The 20,896-nt window shown below is 27.4% G+C and carries 19 protein-coding genes and 1 other annotated feature; of the genes, 4 read left to right on the top strand and 15 right to left on the bottom strand.

Annotated features, from left to right (window positions below; translation table 11 throughout):
- Positions 1-25 precede the first annotated feature (25 nt).
- From coaBC to ltaE, 6 genes are all read right to left on the bottom strand, one after another.
- The gene (gene coaBC / locus Q1J78_RS03520; protein ID WP_300278977.1) at positions 26-1,231 is read right to left on the bottom strand and encodes a bifunctional phosphopantothenoylcysteine decarboxylase/phosphopantothenate--cysteine ligase CoaBC; all 1,206 of its coding nucleotides are present in this window, start codon (positions 1,229-1,231) and stop codon (positions 26-28) included.
- A gap of 4 nt (positions 1,232-1,235) precedes the next feature.
- Positions 1,236-1,505, bottom strand: a complete 270-nt coding sequence (rpoZ, locus tag Q1J78_RS03515) for a DNA-directed RNA polymerase subunit omega (protein WP_300278974.1) — start codon at positions 1,503-1,505, stop codon at positions 1,236-1,238.
- A complete protein-coding gene (gene gmk, locus Q1J78_RS03510) occupies positions 1,499-2,122 on the bottom strand; it encodes a guanylate kinase (RefSeq protein ID WP_300278972.1) in 624 nt (207 codons plus the stop codon). Before gmk ends, rpoZ begins: the two co-directional genes overlap by 7 nt.
- Before the next feature lie 44 nt (positions 2,123-2,166).
- The gene (locus Q1J78_RS03505; protein WP_300278969.1) at positions 2,167-3,048 is read right to left on the bottom strand and encodes a YicC/YloC family endoribonuclease; all 882 of its coding nucleotides are present in this window, start codon (positions 3,046-3,048) and stop codon (positions 2,167-2,169) included.
- 1 nt (position 3,049) lies between these two features.
- Positions 3,050-3,883 (bottom strand): diaminopimelate epimerase, encoded by an 834-nt coding sequence (dapF, locus tag Q1J78_RS03500; RefSeq protein WP_300278966.1) that lies wholly within the window; start codon positions 3,881-3,883, stop codon positions 3,050-3,052.
- 288 nt (positions 3,884-4,171) lie between these two features.
- Positions 4,172-5,206, bottom strand: coding sequence for a low-specificity L-threonine aldolase (ltaE, locus tag Q1J78_RS03495; RefSeq protein ID WP_300278963.1), 1,035 nt, complete (start codon positions 5,204-5,206; stop codon positions 4,172-4,174).
- Between the two features lie 283 nt (positions 5,207-5,489).
- Between ltaE and Q1J78_RS03490 the strand changes: the two genes are divergently transcribed.
- The 3 genes from Q1J78_RS03490 (at position 5,490) to Q1J78_RS03480 (ending at position 9,421) form a co-directional block, all read left to right on the top strand.
- Positions 5,490-6,290, top strand: coding sequence for an SDR family NAD(P)-dependent oxidoreductase (locus Q1J78_RS03490; RefSeq protein WP_300278960.1), 801 nt, complete (start codon positions 5,490-5,492; stop codon positions 6,288-6,290).
- Positions 6,291-6,458: 168 nt separating this feature from the next.
- Entirely contained in the window at positions 6,459-8,228 is a 1,770-nt protein-coding gene (locus Q1J78_RS03485) for an Rqc2 family fibronectin-binding protein (protein ID WP_300278957.1), read from the top strand.
- A gap of 116 nt (positions 8,229-8,344) precedes the next feature.
- Positions 8,345-9,421, top strand: coding sequence for a M24 family metallopeptidase (locus Q1J78_RS03480; RefSeq protein WP_300278954.1), 1,077 nt, complete (start codon positions 8,345-8,347; stop codon positions 9,419-9,421).
- A gap of 118 nt (positions 9,422-9,539) precedes the next feature.
- On the opposite strand, the gene Q1J78_RS03475 is transcribed toward Q1J78_RS03480, so the two are convergent.
- Positions 9,540-10,874 (bottom strand): hemolysin family protein, encoded by a 1,335-nt coding sequence (locus Q1J78_RS03475; RefSeq protein WP_300278951.1) that lies wholly within the window; start codon positions 10,872-10,874, stop codon positions 9,540-9,542.
- A gap of 370 nt (positions 10,875-11,244) precedes the next feature.
- Positions 11,245-12,105 carry a DegV family protein gene (locus Q1J78_RS03470; RefSeq protein WP_300278948.1) on the bottom strand — a complete coding sequence of 287 codons (861 nt, stop codon included), beginning with the start codon at positions 12,103-12,105 and terminating at the stop codon, positions 11,245-11,247.
- A gap of 238 nt (positions 12,106-12,343) precedes the next feature.
- Between Q1J78_RS03470 and Q1J78_RS03465 the strand changes: the two genes are divergently transcribed.
- Complete coding sequence (locus Q1J78_RS03465; protein WP_300278945.1) at positions 12,344-12,904, top strand: TetR/AcrR family transcriptional regulator; 561 nt, start codon at positions 12,344-12,346, stop codon at positions 12,902-12,904.
- A 58-nt stretch (positions 12,905-12,962) separates the two neighbouring features.
- Here the strand turns inward: Q1J78_RS03465 and Q1J78_RS03460 are convergent, their stop codons facing one another.
- From Q1J78_RS03460 to Q1J78_RS03430, 7 genes are all read right to left on the bottom strand, one after another.
- Complete coding sequence (locus Q1J78_RS03460; protein ID WP_300278942.1) at positions 12,963-13,898, bottom strand: DMT family transporter; 936 nt, start codon at positions 13,896-13,898, stop codon at positions 12,963-12,965.
- A 170-nt stretch (positions 13,899-14,068) separates the two neighbouring features.
- The gene (gene ileS / locus Q1J78_RS03455) at positions 14,069-17,188 is read right to left on the bottom strand and encodes an isoleucine--tRNA ligase (RefSeq protein WP_300278939.1); all 3,120 of its coding nucleotides are present in this window, start codon (positions 17,186-17,188) and stop codon (positions 14,069-14,071) included.
- Between the two features lie 82 nt (positions 17,189-17,270).
- Positions 17,271-17,508 (bottom strand) — a binding site (T-box leader).
- Positions 17,509-17,621: 113 nt separating this feature from the next.
- The gene (locus tag Q1J78_RS03450; RefSeq protein ID WP_300278936.1) at positions 17,622-18,248 is read right to left on the bottom strand and encodes a DivIVA domain-containing protein; all 627 of its coding nucleotides are present in this window, start codon (positions 18,246-18,248) and stop codon (positions 17,622-17,624) included.
- A gap of 14 nt (positions 18,249-18,262) precedes the next feature.
- Entirely contained in the window at positions 18,263-19,048 is a 786-nt protein-coding gene (locus Q1J78_RS03445) for a YlmH family RNA-binding protein (protein ID WP_300278933.1), read from the bottom strand.
- A complete protein-coding gene (locus tag Q1J78_RS03440; protein WP_300278930.1) occupies positions 19,048-19,296 on the bottom strand; it encodes a YggT family protein in 249 nt (82 codons plus the stop codon). Before Q1J78_RS03440 ends, Q1J78_RS03445 begins: the two co-directional genes overlap by 1 nt.
- 29 nt (positions 19,297-19,325) lie before the next feature.
- On the bottom strand, positions 19,326-19,802 hold the full coding sequence (locus tag Q1J78_RS03435; protein ID WP_300278928.1) for a cell division protein SepF: 477 nt from the start codon (positions 19,800-19,802) through the stop codon (positions 19,326-19,328).
- Positions 19,803-19,828: 26 nt separating this feature from the next.
- Complete coding sequence (locus Q1J78_RS03430; RefSeq protein WP_300278925.1) at positions 19,829-20,530, bottom strand: YggS family pyridoxal phosphate-dependent enzyme; 702 nt, start codon at positions 20,528-20,530, stop codon at positions 19,829-19,831.
- Positions 20,531-20,896 lie beyond the last annotated feature (366 nt).

Here is a 20,896-nt window from a genome sequence, read left to right as displayed (position 1 = left end):
GTAAAAAAATAGAGGAGATTCCCCTCTATTTTTCTTGATTTTCGATTAACTCTTTTACTTTATCCAATATAATATCCGCTACATCTTCCTTGCTCATCATAGGATAATCTTCTATATTTCCATTTATATCTATAATCTTTACTATATTAGTATCTGTGTTGAATCCAGCTCCTTCTTTAGTAAGGTCATTAGCAACTATAAAGTCTAAATTTTTAGTTTCTATTTTTCTTTGGGCATTTTTTAATAAATCATTAGTTTCTGCGGCAAAACCAACTAAAACTTTATCTTCTTTTATTTTTCCCATTTCTTTAGCAACATCTTTTGTTCTTGATAATTCTATTGAAAGATCTCCTTCTTTCTTTTTAACCTTTTTCTTAGAATAATTTTTAGGTTTATAATCGGCAATCGCTGCACTTTGTATCAAAGCATCACAATCTTCAAAATTATCATTTACAGCATTATAAAGACTCTCTGCTGATGAAGTTTGAACAAATTTATGAATTCCTCTTGGAATTTCCAATCTTGTAGGTCCTGATATAAGTGTTACATCTGCACCTCTTAATACTGCTCTTTTTGCAATAGAGTATCCCATTTTTCCTGAAGATCTATTTGTTAAATATCTTACAGGATCTATATCTTCAATTGTAGGTCCAGCTGTAACAGTAATTTTCATACCTTTTAAATCATCTTTTCCATATAAAGATGCATAAACACTATAAACTATATCATCTACATCTGCTAATTTTCCTTTTCCTAAATCTCCGCAAGCTAACCTTCCAGATGCAGGCTCAATAAATTGATATCCATAATTTTTTAATTTTTTTATATTATCTTGAACAATTGGATTTTCATACATATTAGTATTCATAGCTGGTGCTATTATTACTGGTGCTTTTGTAGCCATAACAGTTGTTGTAAGCATATCATCTGCTATACCATTAGCTATTTTACCAATAACATTTGCAGTAGCTGGGACTATTAAAAATGCATCTGCTTTCTTTGCAAGAGATATATGTTCTACATCCCAAGTTTTTGGCTCTTCAAACATATCTGTTATAGCAAAATTTTGGCTTAATGTCTGAAAAGTCATAGGAGCTACAAATTCACAAGCTGATTTTGTCATAATAACATGAACATTTAAATCCATTTTTTTAAGTTTACTGACAATATCACATGCCTTATAAGCAGCTATTCCTCCACAAACTCCAATTACTACTGTTTTCTTTTCCATATTCTTACTCCTGATGTTCAGCTAATTGTCTATTTTGTTCTTCCTGATGTAATTTTTCTTTTGCAGCTATTTCTTCTTCTGTTAATAATCTGTAAGTTATTTTATTTTCTGCAACTTCTTTAGTAGCAGTTATAACAGGTTTTTCTTTATTTTCTGTTTTTACATATGGTTCTGCATGATCAACTAATTCTCTAGCTCTTTTTGCTACAGTCCAAGCTAAGTAATATCTGTTGTCTATTTTTTCTAATACGTCGTTTATTGATGGTTTTAACATTTTTTATATTCCTCCTCAAATTCTTTAAGTATAATATCTTTATATCTTTCTGTTTTATTTTTTTCTGCTGCAATTAATAGTTCTATTTCTTTTGCTGCAGTTTCAACATCTTCATTTATTATGAAATAGTCGTATTCTTTTAGAGTTTGTATCTCTTCATACGCCATGCTGAATCTTTTTTCAATCTGTTCTTCTGTTTCAGTTCCTCTTCCAACTAATCTTTTCTTTAGCTCTTCTAATGATGGAGGTAATACAAATATTAAAACTGAATCAGGACACATTTTTTTTACATTTAATGCACCTATCATTTCAATTTCAAGAAGAACATCTTTTCCTTTTTCAAGATTTTCCATGATAGCAGCCTTTGGAGTACCATAAAAATTACCATATCTTTCCGCATACTCAAAAAGATCTCCATTTTCTATCATATTTTTAAATTCTTCATGTGTTTTATAATAATAATTTACACCTTCCTGTTCTCCTTCTCTAGGAGCTCTTGTTGTTGCAGATACAGATAATTGTATATTATCATTATTTTTTAACAACTCTTTGCATATTGTACCTTTTCCTGCACCTGAAGGTCCTGAAACAACAGTTAGAATTCCTTTTCTATTCATTTTCAAAATCCTCCGATTAATTTATTTTTTAATATAGAACTTTTTTATTCTATATTTTGTATCTGTTCTCTTATTTTTTCTAACTCACTCTTAATTTCAACAACTGTATTTGTTATTTCTAAATCTGATGATTTTGAGCCTATAGTATTTGTTTCTCTATTCATTTCTTGAATTAAAAAATCTATTTTTCTACCAATAGAATCATTTCTATCTATTGTTGTTTTTAATTGAGATATATGACTTTTAAATCTTACTATTTCTTCTGTTATATTGCTTTTATCTGCATATATAGCTACTTCCATAGCTATTCTATTTTCATCTATTATTTCTGGATTATCAAGAAACTCTTTTATCCTAGAATTTAATTTTTCTTTGTATTCGATAACAACTGTTTCTGAATATTCTTCTATTCTATCTATATATTCTTTAAGTAGTTCACATCTCATTTTTACATCTTCAGCTAATTTTTTACCTTCTTCTGTTCTCATTTCAGTAAGTTTTTCCATAGATGATTTAACAGCTTTTTCAAGCATATTCCAAAGTAAATCTTCATCATCTTCTTTTTCTTCAGTTCTTACTACATCTGGGAACTTAGCTATATTCATTATAGATACTTCATCTTCCATAGAATATCTTTCTTTTATTTTTGTCAAAATTTTATAATATTGGTCTGCTAATTGCTCATCAAATTTTAAACTTACATCTTCACTACCTGTAAGTTCTAATTTAATAAATACATCAGCTCTTCCTCTTTTAACATAATCTTTTATTAAATTTCTAACTTTATCTTCTAAAAAAGCTATTTTTCTAGGAAGTCTTATATTTATATCAGAATATTTATGGTTTATTGTCTTACATTCTACTAAAAAATAATAATTATCATCTTTATATTCGCCTCTTCCAAAGCCTGTCATACTTATTGCCATTTTAAACCTCCAAATATCCTTCACATATTTTCACAGCTGGACCTGTCATAAATACTTTGTCCGCTATGTCTACTTTTACAGTTCCACCCTTTGATGTAACATTTATACTATTTTCTGTTTTCCCAAGGTAGTTGCATATTATTGCAGATGCAGTCATTCCTGTTCCACAACCTAAAGTATATCCACAACCTCTTTCCCATGTATATACATTTATATTATATTGGTCTCTAACTTTTACAAAGTTAACATTTGTTTTTTCTGGAAATATACTATTATTTTCAATAGCTGGACCATATTTTTCTATCATATCTAAATCAAACTCATCTATAAATACTATTGTATGAGGAACTCCCATAAGCATAGAAGTAAGTTTAAATTCTTTATCTAAAATTTTCACATTTTCTTCTATAAAGTTTTCCTTATTTGTTATCACAGGTATATCTTTTGCCTTAAAAGAACCTTTCCCCATATCAACTCTTACCGTCCTAACATCCCCTAAATCAGTAGTTATTATATTTATATGTTTTATTCCATCTAGTGTATCTACATCAAATTCATTTTCTTGAATTATATGATTATCGTAAACAAATCTACAGAAACATCTCATTCCATTTCCACACATAGCAGCTCTAGAACCATCAGCATTATAATATACCATCTCTATATCTGCTACTTTTGAATTTTTTACAATTAAAAGTCCATCTGCTCCAACAGACATCCTTCTATTGCATACTTGTAATGCTAAAGAAGAGTAATCTTCAGGATTTTTTCCATCATTTCTTCCATCAATGGCTATAAAATCATTTCCTATACCATGTAGCTTCCAGAATTTCATATCGATACACTCCTTTTAAAAGTATTTTACTACTTAAAATTTTATACTAATAATAAATTATAAAATTTTGTATAAACTCAAGTAGTCCATTTTTATTTCGCTCATACATTTTAATTTATGTCTTCCTTAACTATATAATTATATCTTAAATCTTAAATGTTTTCAATTAATGTCAATGTTTTATTTTATATAATTCTTATTGTAAAAAAAATATACAAAAATAAGAAGTAACAACTCCTTTTTTTATCATTATTATTTAAATAAGAAATTGTTACTTCTTTTAATTTTTTACTTACTAGATATTAATTCTTTAACTGTTTTTATAACTTTATCTACGTCTTCTCTACTCACATTTACATGAGTTACAAATCTATATTCTCCATTTTCCATTCCACTTATCTTTATTCCTTTATCATACATTTTTTGTACAAATTCTTTTTCTGATATAATATCCTCACTCATTGTAAAATAAACCATACTTATATCATTAGTATTTTTATTTACAGAAATTCCATCTATTTTATCAAGTTCTTCTGCTAAATAATAGCTATTTTCATGGTCTTCAGATAATCTTTCTGTCATCTCTTCTATCGCTATAAGTCCTGCTGCTGCAAGTATTCCAACTTGTCTCATTCCTCCACCCATTAATTTTTGTTTTCTTCTAGCTTTTTCAATAAATTCTTTACTACCAGCAACTATTGATCCTATTGGAGCTGCAAGACCTTTTGATAAACAAAACATTACAGAATCACAACAATCTGTTATTTCTTTTACATCTACTCCAAGAGATTGTGCTGCATTAAATATTCTAGCTCCATCTAAATGTACTGGTAAATTATGTTTTTCAGCTATTTTTTTTATTTCTTTAAGATTTTCAACACTTACAACAGTTCCTCCAAGACATGCATTTTCAACACATATAAGTCCTGTTGAAGGCTCATGTATATCATCTCTTCTTATCGCTTTTTCAACTTCTTTAGGATTTAATTCTCCTTTTTCGCCTGTTTCTAATGTTCTAAGCTGTACTCCTGCTATAACTGCTGGTGCTCCAACTTCATGAACTACTATATGATAATCTTTACCTATTATTATTTCTTGTCCTCTTTGACAATGTGTAAAAAGACAAAGTTGATTTCCAAAAGTTCCACTTGGAACAAAAATAGCCGCTTCTTTTCCAACTTTTTCAGCAGCTTTTATTTCTAATTCATTTAATGTAGGATCATCTCTGTATATTGAATCTCCTACTTCTGCTTCTGCCATAGCTTTTCTCATTTTATCTGTTGGCATTGTTACTGTATCACTTCTTAAATCAATAAATCTCATGCTTTTTTCCCCTTCACCAAATTTACTTTATTTATTATATATTATATCAAATCAAGTTTATTTTTCATATATTTTGATAATTTAAAATATATTATCTATTTTATAAATGCTTTTCAAACTTTGCCTATTTTATTTAATTGTATAACTATACATAATGTTTGTGAATTTTTATATTTTTCAGAAAACTATTGAATGTTGAACTAAAACATTGTATCATATAAGTGTAATATAAAAAAAATAAATTTTATATATAGTATTAGGTTATGAAAGGGGTATATGTAATATGGGCTTTTTAGATGGAAAAACAGTAATTGTTACTGGTGGTGGTAGATCTGTATTAAGTGATGGTAGATGCGGATCTATAGGATATGGTATAGTTACAGCATTTGCTAAAGAAGGTGCTAATATAGTAATAACAGGTCGTAATGTAAAAAAACTTGAATCTGCTAAAGAAGAAATAGAAAGACTTTATGGTGTTAAAGTTTTACCTGTTAGAGCTGATGTAAGCTCAGGTGCAGATAATGAAGCTGTTGTAAATGATGTTATCAAACAAACAGTGGATACTTTTGGAAGAATAGATGTTCTTGTAAATAATGCTCAAGCTTCTGCTTCTGGTGTAACTTTAGAAGATCATACAACTGAACAGTTTGATTTAGCATTATATTCAGGACTTTATGCTACTTTCTATTATATGAAAGCTTGTTTACCTTATTTAAAAGAAACTAAAGGAAGTGTAATCAACTTCGCATCAGGTGCTGGTTTATTTGGAAACTTTGGACAGTGTGCTTATGCTGCTGCTAAAGAAGGTGTTCGTGGATTAAGTAGAGTTGCTGCTAATGAATGGGGACAATTTGGAATCAATGTAAATATAATCTGCCCTCTTGCTTGGACTGCTCAACTTGAAAAATTTGAACAAGAATATCCAGATGCATTTAAACAAAATGTAAAAATGCCACCTGCTGGACATTTTGGAGATCCTGAAAAAGAAATTGGACGTGTTTGTGTTCAGTTAGCTTCACCTGATTTCAAATATATGAGTGGTGAAACAATAACTCTTGAAGGTGGAAAAGGATTAAGACCTTAATTATAATACAAAAGAACTTTAAGTTATAATATAAAAGATGTCGCTCTTTTAAGTGGCATCTTTTTTTTGACTTATTTTTCATTATTTCAAAAATTTAAAACTGATAAGATTAAACAAAAGATATATATGATATAATTAAATGATAAACATTTTGAGAGGAGAAAAATTATGGCATTAGACGGATTAGTTATCCATTCAATTGCAGACGAATTAAATTCTCTGCTTAATGGAGCAAAAATCGATAAAATATATCAACCAGAAGAAGACGAAATACTTCTTCAAATAAGAAATAATAAAATTAACTATAAACTTGTTATTAGTGCAAGTGCATCAAATCCAAGAGTTTATTTAGCTGAAGATTATAAGAAGAATAATCCTAAAAAAGCTCCTGTTTTTTGTATGCTTCTTAGAAAATATGTTCAAGGAGGTATTATTACAAATATCGAACAAGTTGGATTTGAAAGAATTTTAAAGATAAGCGTTGAATCTTTTGATGAGTTAAAGGAAAAGACTATTAAAGATATTTATGTTGAAATAATGGGAAGACACAGTAATATTATACTTGTCCAGAGAAATGAAAATAGAATAGTAGACGCCGCTAAAAGAATTCCCGTCAGTGTTAGTAGAGTTAGACAAATTCTTCCAGGACAAGATTACAATCTTCCTCCAGCTCAAGATAAGTTAAATCCACTTGAAAATATTTCTCTTGAAGATTTTTCTAATAGAATCAAATCTTTTGAAGGACCTTGTTTTAAATCTATCTATTCAGAATTTTTAGGAATAAGTCCTTCAATAGCTAGAGAAATCTGTTTTAGAGCTGGCGTAGAAAAAGGTGAATCTACTTCTTCACTTTCAGATTCCGATTTTAAAAATCTTTTTAATTCATTTGAAAATTTATTCAAAAATATAAAAGAAGGAAATTATTCACCTTGTATTATTCTTAACGAAAAAATTGACAAAATAGTAGATTTTGGCTGTATTAATATGAATATGTATCATGAATTTACTACTATTCATAAAGATAGTATTTCTAATGCAATAGAAGATTATTATAAAACTAAAGATATTAAAGATAGAATTAATCAAAAAGCTTCTGTTATGAAGAAAAATATCTCTATCAAACTTGAAAGGCTTATTCATAAATTAGAAAAACAACAAAAAGAGCTTGATGAATCTGAAAATGCAGAAATTTATAAAGTTAAAGGAGAGCTTATCACATCATATATCTATATGATTGAGAAAGGTATGGAAAGTATAGATGTTCAGAATTTCTATGATCCAAATTATAATACTGTAACTATATCTTTAAATAAAAATTTAACTCCTTCAGAAAATGCACAAAAATATTTTAAAAAATATAATAAACTAAAAAATGCAAAAATAGAAATTACCCATCAAATGGAAATGACAAAAGAAGAAGTTGAATATCTTGAAAACACTATACTTGGGATAGAAAATTGTGAAAATCTCAAAGAATTAAAAGATATTCGTGAAGAATTAATTAAAACAGGATATGTTAAATCACAGAAAAAAATCGGTAAAAAAGAAATCCAACCATCTACTGCACCTTTAGAATTTAAATCTTCTGAAGGATATCAGATTTTAGTTGGAAAAAATAATAGACAGAATGACTACCTTACTCTAAGACTTGCTGACAATGATGATGTTTGGATGCATACAAAAGATATTCCAGGTTCTCATGTTATTATAAAATGTGCAGGTCATGAACCTTCTGATCAAACATTATTTGAAGGTGCTGTTTTAGCTGCATATTATAGTAAAGCTAGAATGTCAGCAAAAGTGCCAGTAGATTATACTAAGAAAAAAAATGTTAAAAAACCTAGTGGTGCAAAACCAGGAATGGTTATATACGAAACTAATAACACTGCATATGTTACACCTAATGAAGAAATTATCGCCAAATTAAAAATAAAATAATAATAATTTTAAATCATATTTTATTTTTTTAGTGAAAAGCTATTCCATTTTTCTATTATTGTGATAAAATTAATTATGGTAATAAAATTTTATAAATAGCCAGGAGGTAGTTTCCAATGAAAACTCAGAGATTAAATGCCGTTTTAGAACAGATGAAAAAAGACGGAATACAGCAAATGATAGTAAGTGATCCTTACTCAATATTCTATCTATCAGGATTAATGTTACATACAGGAGAAAGACTTTTCGCTCTTTACCTAAATGTAGATGGCAATCATAAATTATTCGTTAATGAATTATTCCCAATAGAAGAAGATCTTGGTGTTGAAAAAGTTATATTCAAAGATACTGATGATGCTATAAAAGTTGTAGCAGACAGAGTTGACCACAACGCTGTTATGGGTATAGATAAAACTTGGCCAGCAAGATTCTTATTAGGATTAATGGAACACGGTGCTGGAAGCAAATTCGTTAACTCTTCTTATATAGTTGACAGATTAAGAATGTGCAAAGATGAAGAAGAAAAAGAATTAATGAGAAAAGCTTCTGCTTTAAATGACAAAGCTGTTGAAAGACTTCAGAAAGAAGTTAAAGCTGATTTAACTGAAAAACAATTAGTTACTGTACTTAAAGGTATATATGAAGATCTTGGTGCAGATGGATTATCTTTCGATCCAATAATAGGATTCGCTGCTAATGGTGCTAACCCACATGGTGAACCAGGAGACAGATATGTTAAAGAAGGAGATGCTATAATACTTGACCTTGGTTGTATAAAAGACCACTACTGCTCAGATATGACAAGAACAGTATTCTTCAAATCAGTTCCTGAAAAAGGAAGAGAAATATTTGAAATAGTTCTTGAAGCTAACAAAAGAGCAATAGAAATGGTTAAACCAGGTGTTAGATTCTGCGACATAGATGCTGCAGCAAGAGATTATATAACTGAAAAAGGTTATGGAGAATACTTCACTCATAGAACAGGACATTCTATAGGTCTAGAATGCCATGATATGGGAGATGTTTCATCTGTTAATACAGACGAATTAAAACCAGGTATGATATTCTCAGTTGAACCAGGTATATATTTACCAGGAGAATTCGGTGTTAGAATAGAAGACCTTATATTAGTAACTGAAGATGGTTACGAAAACCTAAACAAATACAATAAAGAATTAGTTGTTGTTGGCTAATATTTAACCTTACGGAATAACTAAAACAAAAATTTTATTACAATTTAATACAATAAAATAGGAGCTAAATATTAGCTCCTATTTTTATATATTATATTTATTTGAATAATCTAAATAACTAATTAATAGTTATTATAACTTCTTCAATTTTTCTAGACTCTATTTTTTCAACCTTTACTTTCATTCCAAAAATATCGACTTCAAACTTTTCATCGTTATTTGGTATTCTCTGTATCTTATTTAAAATAGCACCTGATATTGTATCATAAGGTAAATTATCTGGAAATTCTATACCTATCTTTTCAGACAAATCTACTAATGTTGTATTTCCTTTTATTTTCCATGATTTATCAGAAATCTTTATATTATCGTCTTCATACTCATCAAACTCATCATATATATTTCCGACAATCTCTTCTAATAAATCTTCCATTGTTACTATACCAATATTTTCTCCATATTCATTTATTACAATGGCAATATGAATTTTCCTTTTTTGCATATTTTTAAATAAGGTTACAGGATCTATTGAGTCTGGTATAAAATACGCTTTTCTAATAATATCTACTATTCCATTATCTTTTATTTTATTTTTATAGATATTATTTTCATCTACAGAATACCCATGTAATTTTGCAAAGAAATCTTTAGCATATAAAACACCTTTTATATCATTTTCATTTTCTCCATATACTGGATACCTTGAATAACCTGTTTCATGAATTTTATCTTCTATATCTTCTATGCTATCATCTTCAAATATTGATACTATATCTGTTTTATGTGTCATGATATTTCTAATACTTGAATCAGAAAAGTCAAACACATTATCTATAAGCTCTTTTTCATATGAGTTTATATCGCCCTCGCTATTTCCCAAGTCTATCATCATTCTTATTTCTTCTTCAGTAATTTTATTTTCTTCATCTTTATCCTCTATTTTTAATAGTCTAAGAACTAAATTAGTTGAAAAAGATAAAAATTTTACAGCAGGTCTAACAACTGTAGATATTATTGATACTGGTATACAGGCAAATTTTGCAACTTCAAGTGGTTTATTCATAGCTATTCTTTTAGGAACTAACTCTCCCAATATAAGTGTGAAGTAAGATAATATTAAAGTTATTATTATCAATGAAGCTGTATTTGTCATTTCATAAGATAATACTTTTAAATTAAGTGTATTATATATAAAGTCTGCTAGGTAACCTGATAATCCATCTGCAGCAAATGCACTTGCAAGAAAGTTTGCTAAAGTTATACCTATCTGTATTGTAGATAAAAATTCAGATGGATCTTTAGAAATCTCCATAAGTTTACCGGCTATTTTATCTCCTTCATCTGATAATTTTTTTAATTTTATCTTATTTGTTGATATTAATGCTACCTCTGTCATAGCAAAAAAAGCATTTAATGCTATTAATACAATCTGAAATATTATTTGTTTATACATTTTCTCTCCTTATGTGTTATTTATTTTATAATTTTAAATTTTATAATTTTAAAAATTTAATATATTAACACACAAGTTTGATTATGTTATCCCAATGTAAAATTTTGTAATAATAATTTTTTTTGTACTTATATTCAAACCCTAAAAATATTTTATTACTCTTCTCCTCGTCAGAATCCATTTTTTTCTCCTTAAAATAGTATTTTAGACGATTATATAATATTTAATTTATATATTCAATATTTTTTTATTGAATTAACAATATCTTAACCTCAATTTAATATTCAAAAATTTATACTTAAATTTTTATTTTTAAAATTTAAATATTAAATATTTATTTACTCTTATATCTCTAAATTTTAAAATTCATTTAATTAAATATTTTTTCTGGTAATTCTAGTGAGCTAAGTAGTAAACATCCTTCAGAAGCATATGTCCCCATAACACTACCTATATCACATATCACCACTTCTTTATAATTAGTTTTTTTTGATATTATTTCTTTTAAATTAATAGCTTTTTCAAAACAATTAGAATGTCCTATAAATAAAGTCTTTTTTTCTGTATCTTTTTCTAAAAATAATCTTACTAATTTTTCAATACTAGCTTTTTCTCCTCTTGCTTTTTCAAATGGAATTACTAATCCATCTTCAACCTTTATTATAGGTTTTAAGTTAAATGTATTTATTATACTTCCAGATAATTTACTTATTCTTCCACCTTTTATTGCATTTTCTAAAGTTTCTAAAACACCATAAAGTTTATTTTTATTTATTATCTTTTCTACACTTTCAGATATTTCTTCTAAACTTTTACCCATTTCAGCAAGTTGTGCTGCATAAACTACTATAAGACCTTGCCCAATAGAACCAGTCATAGTATCTATTATATTTATTTTATTTTCAACTTTTTCTTCATTATATATACTCTTTGCAAGTACTGCACTATTATATGTTGCTGATAGTTTTGAAGTCATTGATAGAACCAATATATCTGATTCAGCTTTTTTATATAATTTTATAAATCTTTCTGGAGAAGGGCATGCAGTTTTAGGAAGTTCTTTTTCTTTTTTCATTTTTTTATAAAATTCTTCTAGTGTAATTCCTCTTCCTTCATAAAATACCTCTTTTCCAAACGATATATCCATTTCTGCTATTTCTATATTGTACTTTTCTATGATATCTTTTGTTAAATCAGATGCTCTATCTGTTATTATTCTGACCTTTTTCATTTTATTTCTCCCTCTTTTAAATCAGTCGACCGACTGATGTAATTTTAAAAAATTTTGCATATTTTTAGTATATATTTTTTAGTACCTAGTGTCAATATCTATTTCTATTTTTTGTTTTTAAAATCTATCTCAATTATATTTTTATTAATACCATATTAAATTATATAAATCTATACGTTTGACAGTATTAATATATAAGATTATAATTATTTTATAATACATAAAGAAAGGTGTTAATATGAAATCTAATAATAATACAAAACAACTTATAATAGATACAACTATAAAACTTATAACAAAACAGGGTGTAAAAAATACCAGTCTTGCTGATATTGCTAGAAATACAAATATAAGTAAAGGTACTCTTTATTATTATTATGCATCTAAAGATGATATAATTTCTGAAATAGCAGATGTTCATTTGAATATTATAAATGAAGCTGTTTTAATGTGTGTAAAAAATATAAATGGGACAAGTGATTTAGATCTTGTTTCTCTTGTTATGGACAATATATCAACTATTTCTTCTACAGGTAGAATACATATGTATTTAATTTGTGAAGCTATAACTGAAAATGAAAATTTAAGAAATCAATTTAAAGAAAAATATAGAGCTTGGAGATTAGCTCTTAAAAATTCTTTAATTGAAAATCTTTCTGAAGAACATAAGGATAGAGCTGATGCTATATCTTTTTTACTTATCTCTATTGTAGATGGATTAGTAATGCAAAGTATATTAAAATCTGAAGAGATACCTTTTGCTGATATTTCTAAATGCCTTGTAGATATTTGGAATTAGTATAAAAAAACTATCGATTACTTAAATTTCAATCGATAGTTTTTTATTTAATCTATTTTTAACTTCTCTCTTTATTTGGTAATAACATCAATATCTTTTCTGTTACTTTTGATAAATCAGACTCTAATATACATGCTGCAAGTATTACTATTACAGCTCCTAATAATTGTGTTTGAGACATAGTTTCCCCAAATATAAAGAAAGCAAATATACTTCCTAATATTGGTTCTAAAGAAACTAATATACTTGTTACTTGTGTTTCTATATATTCTGTTGACTTAACATAAAATGTACTAGCTATAAAAGTAGATAAAACAGATATTGCAAGCATGTTTAGTACAACTTTGAATGAATTTTCTCCAACTATTGCTGATGAAATCGCAGAAAAATCTGTGAAAAATGATAATACTATTGTACTTGATATAAATCCATAAACTAAAATTGCATCTTTTGAGTATTTGCCCTCAAAAAATCTAGGTATTATAATTTGCATTGCAAATGTCATACCATTTGTAAGACCTGCTATTATTCCTATTATATCTAAATTAGCTCCTCCAGTTGACATTATATCTGATATACATATACATCCTAATATGCACATACATATTACAAATAATTTTTTCTTTGTCATTTTATCTTTAAATACTAGTGTCCCAAATATAGATACCCAAATTGGATTTGTAAACATTAAAACTGTAGCTACAGATATAGGAACTCTTTCTACTGATATATTATAAGTCATAAATCCTAACACAAAACATACTATTCCATATATACATCCTACAAATATACCTGAAAATTTTTGCTTTAATTCATTAGGTTTTGTTATTAGCATATATATTGTAAATAATACTCCAGCTATTGAGCATCTAATAAATGCTATATCCATTGCAGATAATCCTGCTAATGATAATGTTCTACTGTTAATTCCCATCATTCCCCAAAAAGTCGTAGCAATCAATACTAATGATATACCTTTTTTTCTATCATTCATAAATAATCCTCCTATTTTATAATAAAATTATATTTATTTTACACATGAAAGAAGTGCTTCGGAAACCGAAACACTTCTTTTAATTAAATACAACATTATCATTATATTATATATTAAGTTATTTTTCTATAGCTTATTATATATAGAATATTTTATATATCAATATATAATTATTTTCTTGTCACTTTTATACCTGTCATGTGGTCATTTAAGTTATGTTTTTCTATAGATTCATCTTCTACTCTATTTATTTCTAATGCTAAAGTTTCAGATTTTATATATTCTTCAAACTCAGCAACAGCTTTTGCTATTTCTTCATCTGAACAATAATCTATTACTATATTGTCAAGAACTTCAAAGTCTGCAGCTTTTCTTAATTGCTGTACTTTTGATATAAATTCTCTTGCAAATCCTTCATTTATTAATTCTTCATTTAATTCAGTATCTAATAAAACGAATACATTGTTCTGCATAGATACATTGAATCCTTCTTTAGCAGATATATTTATTAAAACATAATCTTTTCCAAATTCAAAGTTTTCTCCATCTAGTTCTACTGTTATTTTTTCTCCGTTTTCTAATTTAGTTACAGTATCATGGGCATCTAATGCAGCTAGAGTTTTTGCAAATGTATTTACTTTTTTACCAAGCACAGAACCAACTTCTCTAAAGTTTGGTTTTAAGCTGTAGTTCATATATTCACTTAAATCTTCAACAAATACTACTTCTTTAACATTTAACTCTTCTTTTATTATATCTACTAAATCAGATATAACTTCTTTATATTTTCCATCTATTAAAACTTCTTTTAATGGTTGACGAACTTTTATTTTAGCATTTTCTCTTGATGCTCTACCAAGAGTTACTAAGTTTTTAACTAAGTCCATTTTTTCTTCAAGTTTTTCATCAAGAAGTTCTTTATTACATCTTGGATAAGATGCTAAATGTACAGATTCTTCTCCTGTTAAGTTTCTATACATTTCTTCTGATAAGTATGGAGCAAATGGTGCTATTACTCTACATAATTCTGTTAATAATTCATAAGTTGTATTGTAAACTGATTTTTTATCTTCATTTAATTCTGGTTCCCAGAATCTTCTTCTAGATCTTCTTATGTACCAGTTAGATAAATCATCATTTAAGAATTCTTGTATTCTTCTTATAGTTCTATTTACTTCGAATATTTCTAGATTTTCTTCTATTTCAGCTTTTAAATTATTAAATTTAGAAAGTATCCATCTATCTAATTCTGGTCTATCTTTATACTCAACAAAGAAATCTCCTGGATTTACATTGTCCATATTCGCATATAGTGTAAAGAAATTATAAACATTTTTTATTGTTCCTATAAATTTAGATTGGATTTCTTTTAATCCATCTTCATCAAATCTTATTGGAGTCCATGGTGGAGATACGTATAATAGATACCATCTTAATGCATCTGCTCCATATTTATCAAATAATTCAAATGGATTTACAGTGTTTCCTCTTGATTTAGACATTTTTTTGCCGTTTTTATCAAGAACAAGGTCATTAACTAAAACATTTTTATATGGTGCTTTACCCATTACAAATGTTGATATAGCTAATAATGAATAGAACCAACCTCTTGTTTGATCTATACCTTCACAGATATAATCTGCTGGGAATAACTGATCAAAGTTTTCTTTATTTTCAAATGGATAATGATGTTGAGCAAATGGCATTGAACCTGAATCAAACCAACAGTCTATAACATCTTTTACTCTAGTCATTGGTTTTCCACAATCAGGGCATCTTAAATGTATTTCATCAACATATGGTCTATGAAGTTCTACTGTTTTTGGATCTACTGTTTCTATAGCTTTATCAGCAAGTTCCTGTCTAGATCCTACTGATTCAGTATTTCCACATTCACATCTCCAAATTGGTAAAGGAGTTCCCCAATATCTACTTCTTGATATAGCCCAGTCTTTTAATTCTTCTAACCAGTTTCCAAATCTTCCTTGACCTACGAATTCCGGATACCAATTTACAGTATTATTATTTTCTATTAATTTATCCTTTAATTTTGTCATTTCTATGTACCAACTTGGTTTTGCATAGTAAACAAGTGGTGTCTGACATCTCCAACAATGTGGATAATTATGTGCTACTTTTTCTTTACTGAATAATTTATTTTCTTTTGCTAGATATTTTATTATTTCAACATCTAGTCCTTCTTCCATTACAAATTTACCTTTCCAAGGAGTTGCTGTAAATTCTCCACTTTCATCAACAGGTTGAAGAACTGGTAAATTATATCTTCTACCACAATTATAGTCATCTTCACCAAATGCTGGAGCTGTATGTACTATACCTGTACCATCTTCAGTTGTTACATAATCTGCACAAGTTATAAAGAATGCTTTTTTATCTGGTTTTACAAAGTCCATAAGCTGTTCATATTCAACATACTCTAAATCTTTACCAAGCATTTTTTCAACTACTTCATATTCTCTATCTTTTAAAACTTTTTCTGCTAATGGTTCTGCTAGATAGTAATATTCATCCACATCAGCAGGTTTTACTTTTATATACGTAACTTCTGGATTTACTGTTAAAGATACATTTGATGGTAATGTCCATGGAGTAGTTGTCCATGCTAGGAAATATTCATTTTCAGTTCCAGATTTTTTAAATTTAGCCACTAATGTATTTGTTTTTACTTCTTTGTATCCCTGAGCAACTTCATGAGATGCTAATCCAGTTCCACATCTTGGGCAATAAGGAAGTATTTTATGTCCTTCATATACATATCCTTCTTTATTAAATTTATTTAAAATCCACCAAACTGATTCTATATAATTATTATCTAGAGTTATATATGGATTATCAAGGTCTACTTCATATGCCATTCTTTCTGTCATATTTCTCCATTGTTTTTCAAATGTAAATACAGAATCTCTACATTTTTCACAGAATTTTTCTATTCCATATTCTTCTATAGCTTGTTTATCTGCTAAGCCTAATTCTTTTTCTACCTGTATTTCTACTGGAAGTCCATGAGTATCCCAACCAGCTTTTCTTTTTACCTGGAATCCAGACATTGTTTTATATCTACATACCCAGTCTTTTAAAGTTCTAGCAACAACATGGTGTATTCCTGGATTTCCATTTGCTGTTGGAGGCCCTTCATAGAATACAAAACTAGGATCATTTTCACCTTTTTCTAATGTTCTTTCTAATATATTGATATCTTGCCAATAATCAAATACATTTGCTTCTGCATCTTTTACAGAAGTATCTACTAATGGTTTAAAATTTGCCATTAAATAATCACCCTTTCTAAAAATATTCCTTTATCTTAGTTTAAAGTTTTCCAAAATAAAAAAACTCGTCTCCTTTGTAAAACAAAGGGACGAGTCTAATCGCGTTACCACCCTAATTCCGTATAAATAAAAATTATACGACACTCTTCTGTATAACGGCACATTACCGGAATAACTTATTCGATAAATCTTAAATAAGATAAATCTTTCAGCATTCAACTCCGAAGTGATATTCAATTTAGATTATTCTCTGGTTCTCAGCAACTCCAGTTCTCTGTAAAAATATATTCTAAACCTACTGTCTTCATCATAGCTTTTAAAGATTTTGTTTTCTATACTTTGAAAGTATATACTATCTTTTTAAAATAGTCAATACTTACTTTTTATTTTTTCAGACAATTCTTTATTATCTCAAAATTGGATAATTTTATTTCTACATTCCAAATATGCTTTCAGGAGAAGTATTATCTTTTTCTTTACTTTCTTCTATTTCATTATCATTTATTTCTTGTTCTTCTGAGTAATTTATTTCATAATTCCTATTTGGTATTTCTTCTTCTCCATAACTATTCATAACAGTTCTCCACTCAAACTGACTTGCAAGACCTGTATCTATATTAGAGCATATTTCATCAATATTTTTTATTTCATTTTCTAAAAGAGATTTAAATTTATTCTTAAATATTTTAAATTCCGCTGTTATATTATCGTATTCTTTTCTTATTTCAAGAACTCTACTGTTGGCTTCATCTATTTTTTGTTTTGCTATAAATTCTGCCTCTTCTACTATTATTTTCGCTTTTTTATTAGCTGCCGAAGTTGTATCTTCTGCAGCAGTCTGTGCAGTTATTAATGTTTCTTTTAAAGTATCTTCTATATTTGTATATTTATTTAACTGATCTCCATACATTCTTAATCTTTCTTTTAAAGAGTCATTTTCTCTGATAAGATTTTCATAATCTACTCTTAAATCATCTAAAAATTCATCAACTTCTTCACAGTTAAATCCTCTCATAGATTTTTTAAAAATTTTTTCTTCTATTTCTTGTGGTGTTATCATGATTGTCTCCTCGATTATAATAGTATTCTAACTTTTGTTTTTAGTCTTCCTTTTTTTGTTTCTTCTCCTATTTCAATAACTTCTGCTCTTCCTTTTCCTCTAACTGAAATAAGATCCCCTGCGTTTACAACTTTTGATGCAGAACTAATTTTTTCATAATTTACACTAACTCTTTCCGCATTTATATACTTTAAACTATCTTGTCTTGACATATTATATATTCCACTTATTACACAATCTAATCTATTTGATGAAATTGTAAAAGATATCTCTTTATATTTTTTTTCTGATGGCAATAACTCATCTCGTTTTATTTCTCTAACTTTTACTTTATTTGTAGCTACCTTTGTAAGATTTAAAACGATATAGTCACAAATATCACTACTTACGACTACTTGGCAAAATTCATCATGTATAAGTAAATCTCCAATTTTTTCTCTTTTTATTCCAAGACCTAATATAGAGCCCAAATAATCTTTATGAGATATACTTCTAAACTTAAAATTGCCTTCTATCTGTATAAATCTTATCGGGGAATCTATATCTTCATAATCTACATAAAATGGAAAAATAGATATTATACTTCTCTCTGCTTTTTCATATCCTCCATCAGAATGATATTTTATATTTATTTCAGAATTTAGTATATCTTTTGCATTTTTTATTTCATATGGATTCATAAATTCAGTATTTTTTATTTCATAATTTTTTAAACACACATTTGCTTTATCTATCAATCTAAACATCTTATTTTTTAATTCTATATCCTTTAGATGATTAGTTAATTTAATTTTATCCATTATAATAATAAACCTTTCAAGAATATTAATATTATTATTGCTATAGCTGGTGAAAAATCTATACTAGCAGAATAATTTTTATAAAGTATTTTTCTTATCGGTGCTTCAATAGGCTCTGTTATTTCATCCATTATTTGATACAATTTTGTGTTCATAAGTGATGGTATCCAAGTAAATAAACTTTTTATTACTATTATCCATGAAATTATATCTATAAGATATGCTAAAGATATTCTTAATATATTCATTTGTATTCCCTCTTTCATTTTTATTTAAATTATTTTTGCCAAGGGAAAAGTGCTCTACTTTCAAGCTCTTTTTTTACACTAGCATCTATATCTACATTATTTGGTGCAAGTATAAATATAGAGCCTGCTACTTTTTGTATATCCCCATCTAGTACATATACAGCTCCATTTAAAAAATCAAAAATAGATTTTTTTACTTGTGGTGAAGATACTCCATCTAAATTTACAACTACTGTTTTTCTTTGTTTTAAAGCATCTGCAATTTGAGTAGCTTCATCATAAATTTTAGGTGCATAAATAACTACTTTCATTTGTCCAGAAGGATAATCTATCACTTTTCCTACTTTTTTATTAGAAGATAAAGCATTGTAATCTGATACTTCTTCGTCATCTTCTGCTACTTCTTCTATCTCTTCCTCATCATCTTCAAATTCATCTTCATATTCATCATATTCTAAATCGTCATCGTTGAACATATTTTTAACTTTATCGATTAGTTTTGCCATTTTTATTTCCTCCAATATTAATGATTTTATTTATTATAATTTCTTTTTCCAAATATAGCCGTTCCTACTCTAACCATTGTAGCACCTTCTTCTATAGCTATTTCAAAATCGTTTGTCATACCCATAGAAAGCTCTGTCATATCAACATTTTCTATATTCATATTATTTATTTCTTCAGAAAGTTCTTTAAGATTTCTAAATACTTTTCTTATTTCATCTCTTTCTGCATCAAATGGTGCCATTGTCATTAAACCCTTTATTTTTATATTATGATATTTTTCTGATACTAATCTAATAAATGGTTCTACTTCTTCTCTAGTCATACCATGCTTACTTTCTTCGCCAGAAATATTAACTTGAACAAGGCAATCAATAACTCTATTTATTTTACTAGCTCTTTTATCTATTTCTTCAGCAAGTCCTTCTCTGTCAAGAGAATGTATCATACATACCTTATCAATTATATATTTTACTTTATTTGTTTGTAATGAACCTATTTGATGCCATCTAATTTTATTTCCAAGCACATCGTACTTTCTAGCTAACTCTTGAGGTTTATTTTCACCAGCATCTAAAGAACCCGCTTCTATTGCCTCTTCAACCTTATCAATATCAACTGTTTTTGTAACTGAAATAAGCTTTATATCATCAGTATCTCTACCAACTCTCTGTGCTGCATCAGCTATTCTTTTTCTTATATTTTCAATATTTTCTCTTATATTTTCCATATAAATCGCCACCTATTTTTAAAATTTAAAAATATATGATCTATATCATACTTTTAATGAACTTTGCCATTTTTTAATTTCAAATCAAAATTTAATCAAATGACAAACTCTGAGCATAATGTCAATATTTTATACCATATTATATTATACCAAATTTATCAATTTATAAAAAGAGAAAAAAAGGGACTGTTGCAAATTATTGCTACAATCCCAATATTTATATTTAATCTATAGTTTTTTATTATAATTTTATATATTTATTTTACTTATAGTTAAAATAATAGAGGGTATATACAAATACACAACATTCTACAAGTGGCACGCAATATTAAATATATTATATAAACGTGCATACTACTGAATCCT

Origin of the sequence: Peptacetobacter sp. (assembly GCF_029264495.1) — a bacterium.
Taxonomy (GTDB): Bacteria; Bacillota; Clostridia; order Peptostreptococcales; family Peptostreptococcaceae; genus Peptacetobacter.
Note: the sequence above shows the minus strand (reverse complement) of the source record. Positions and strands in the feature narration are given on the sequence as shown.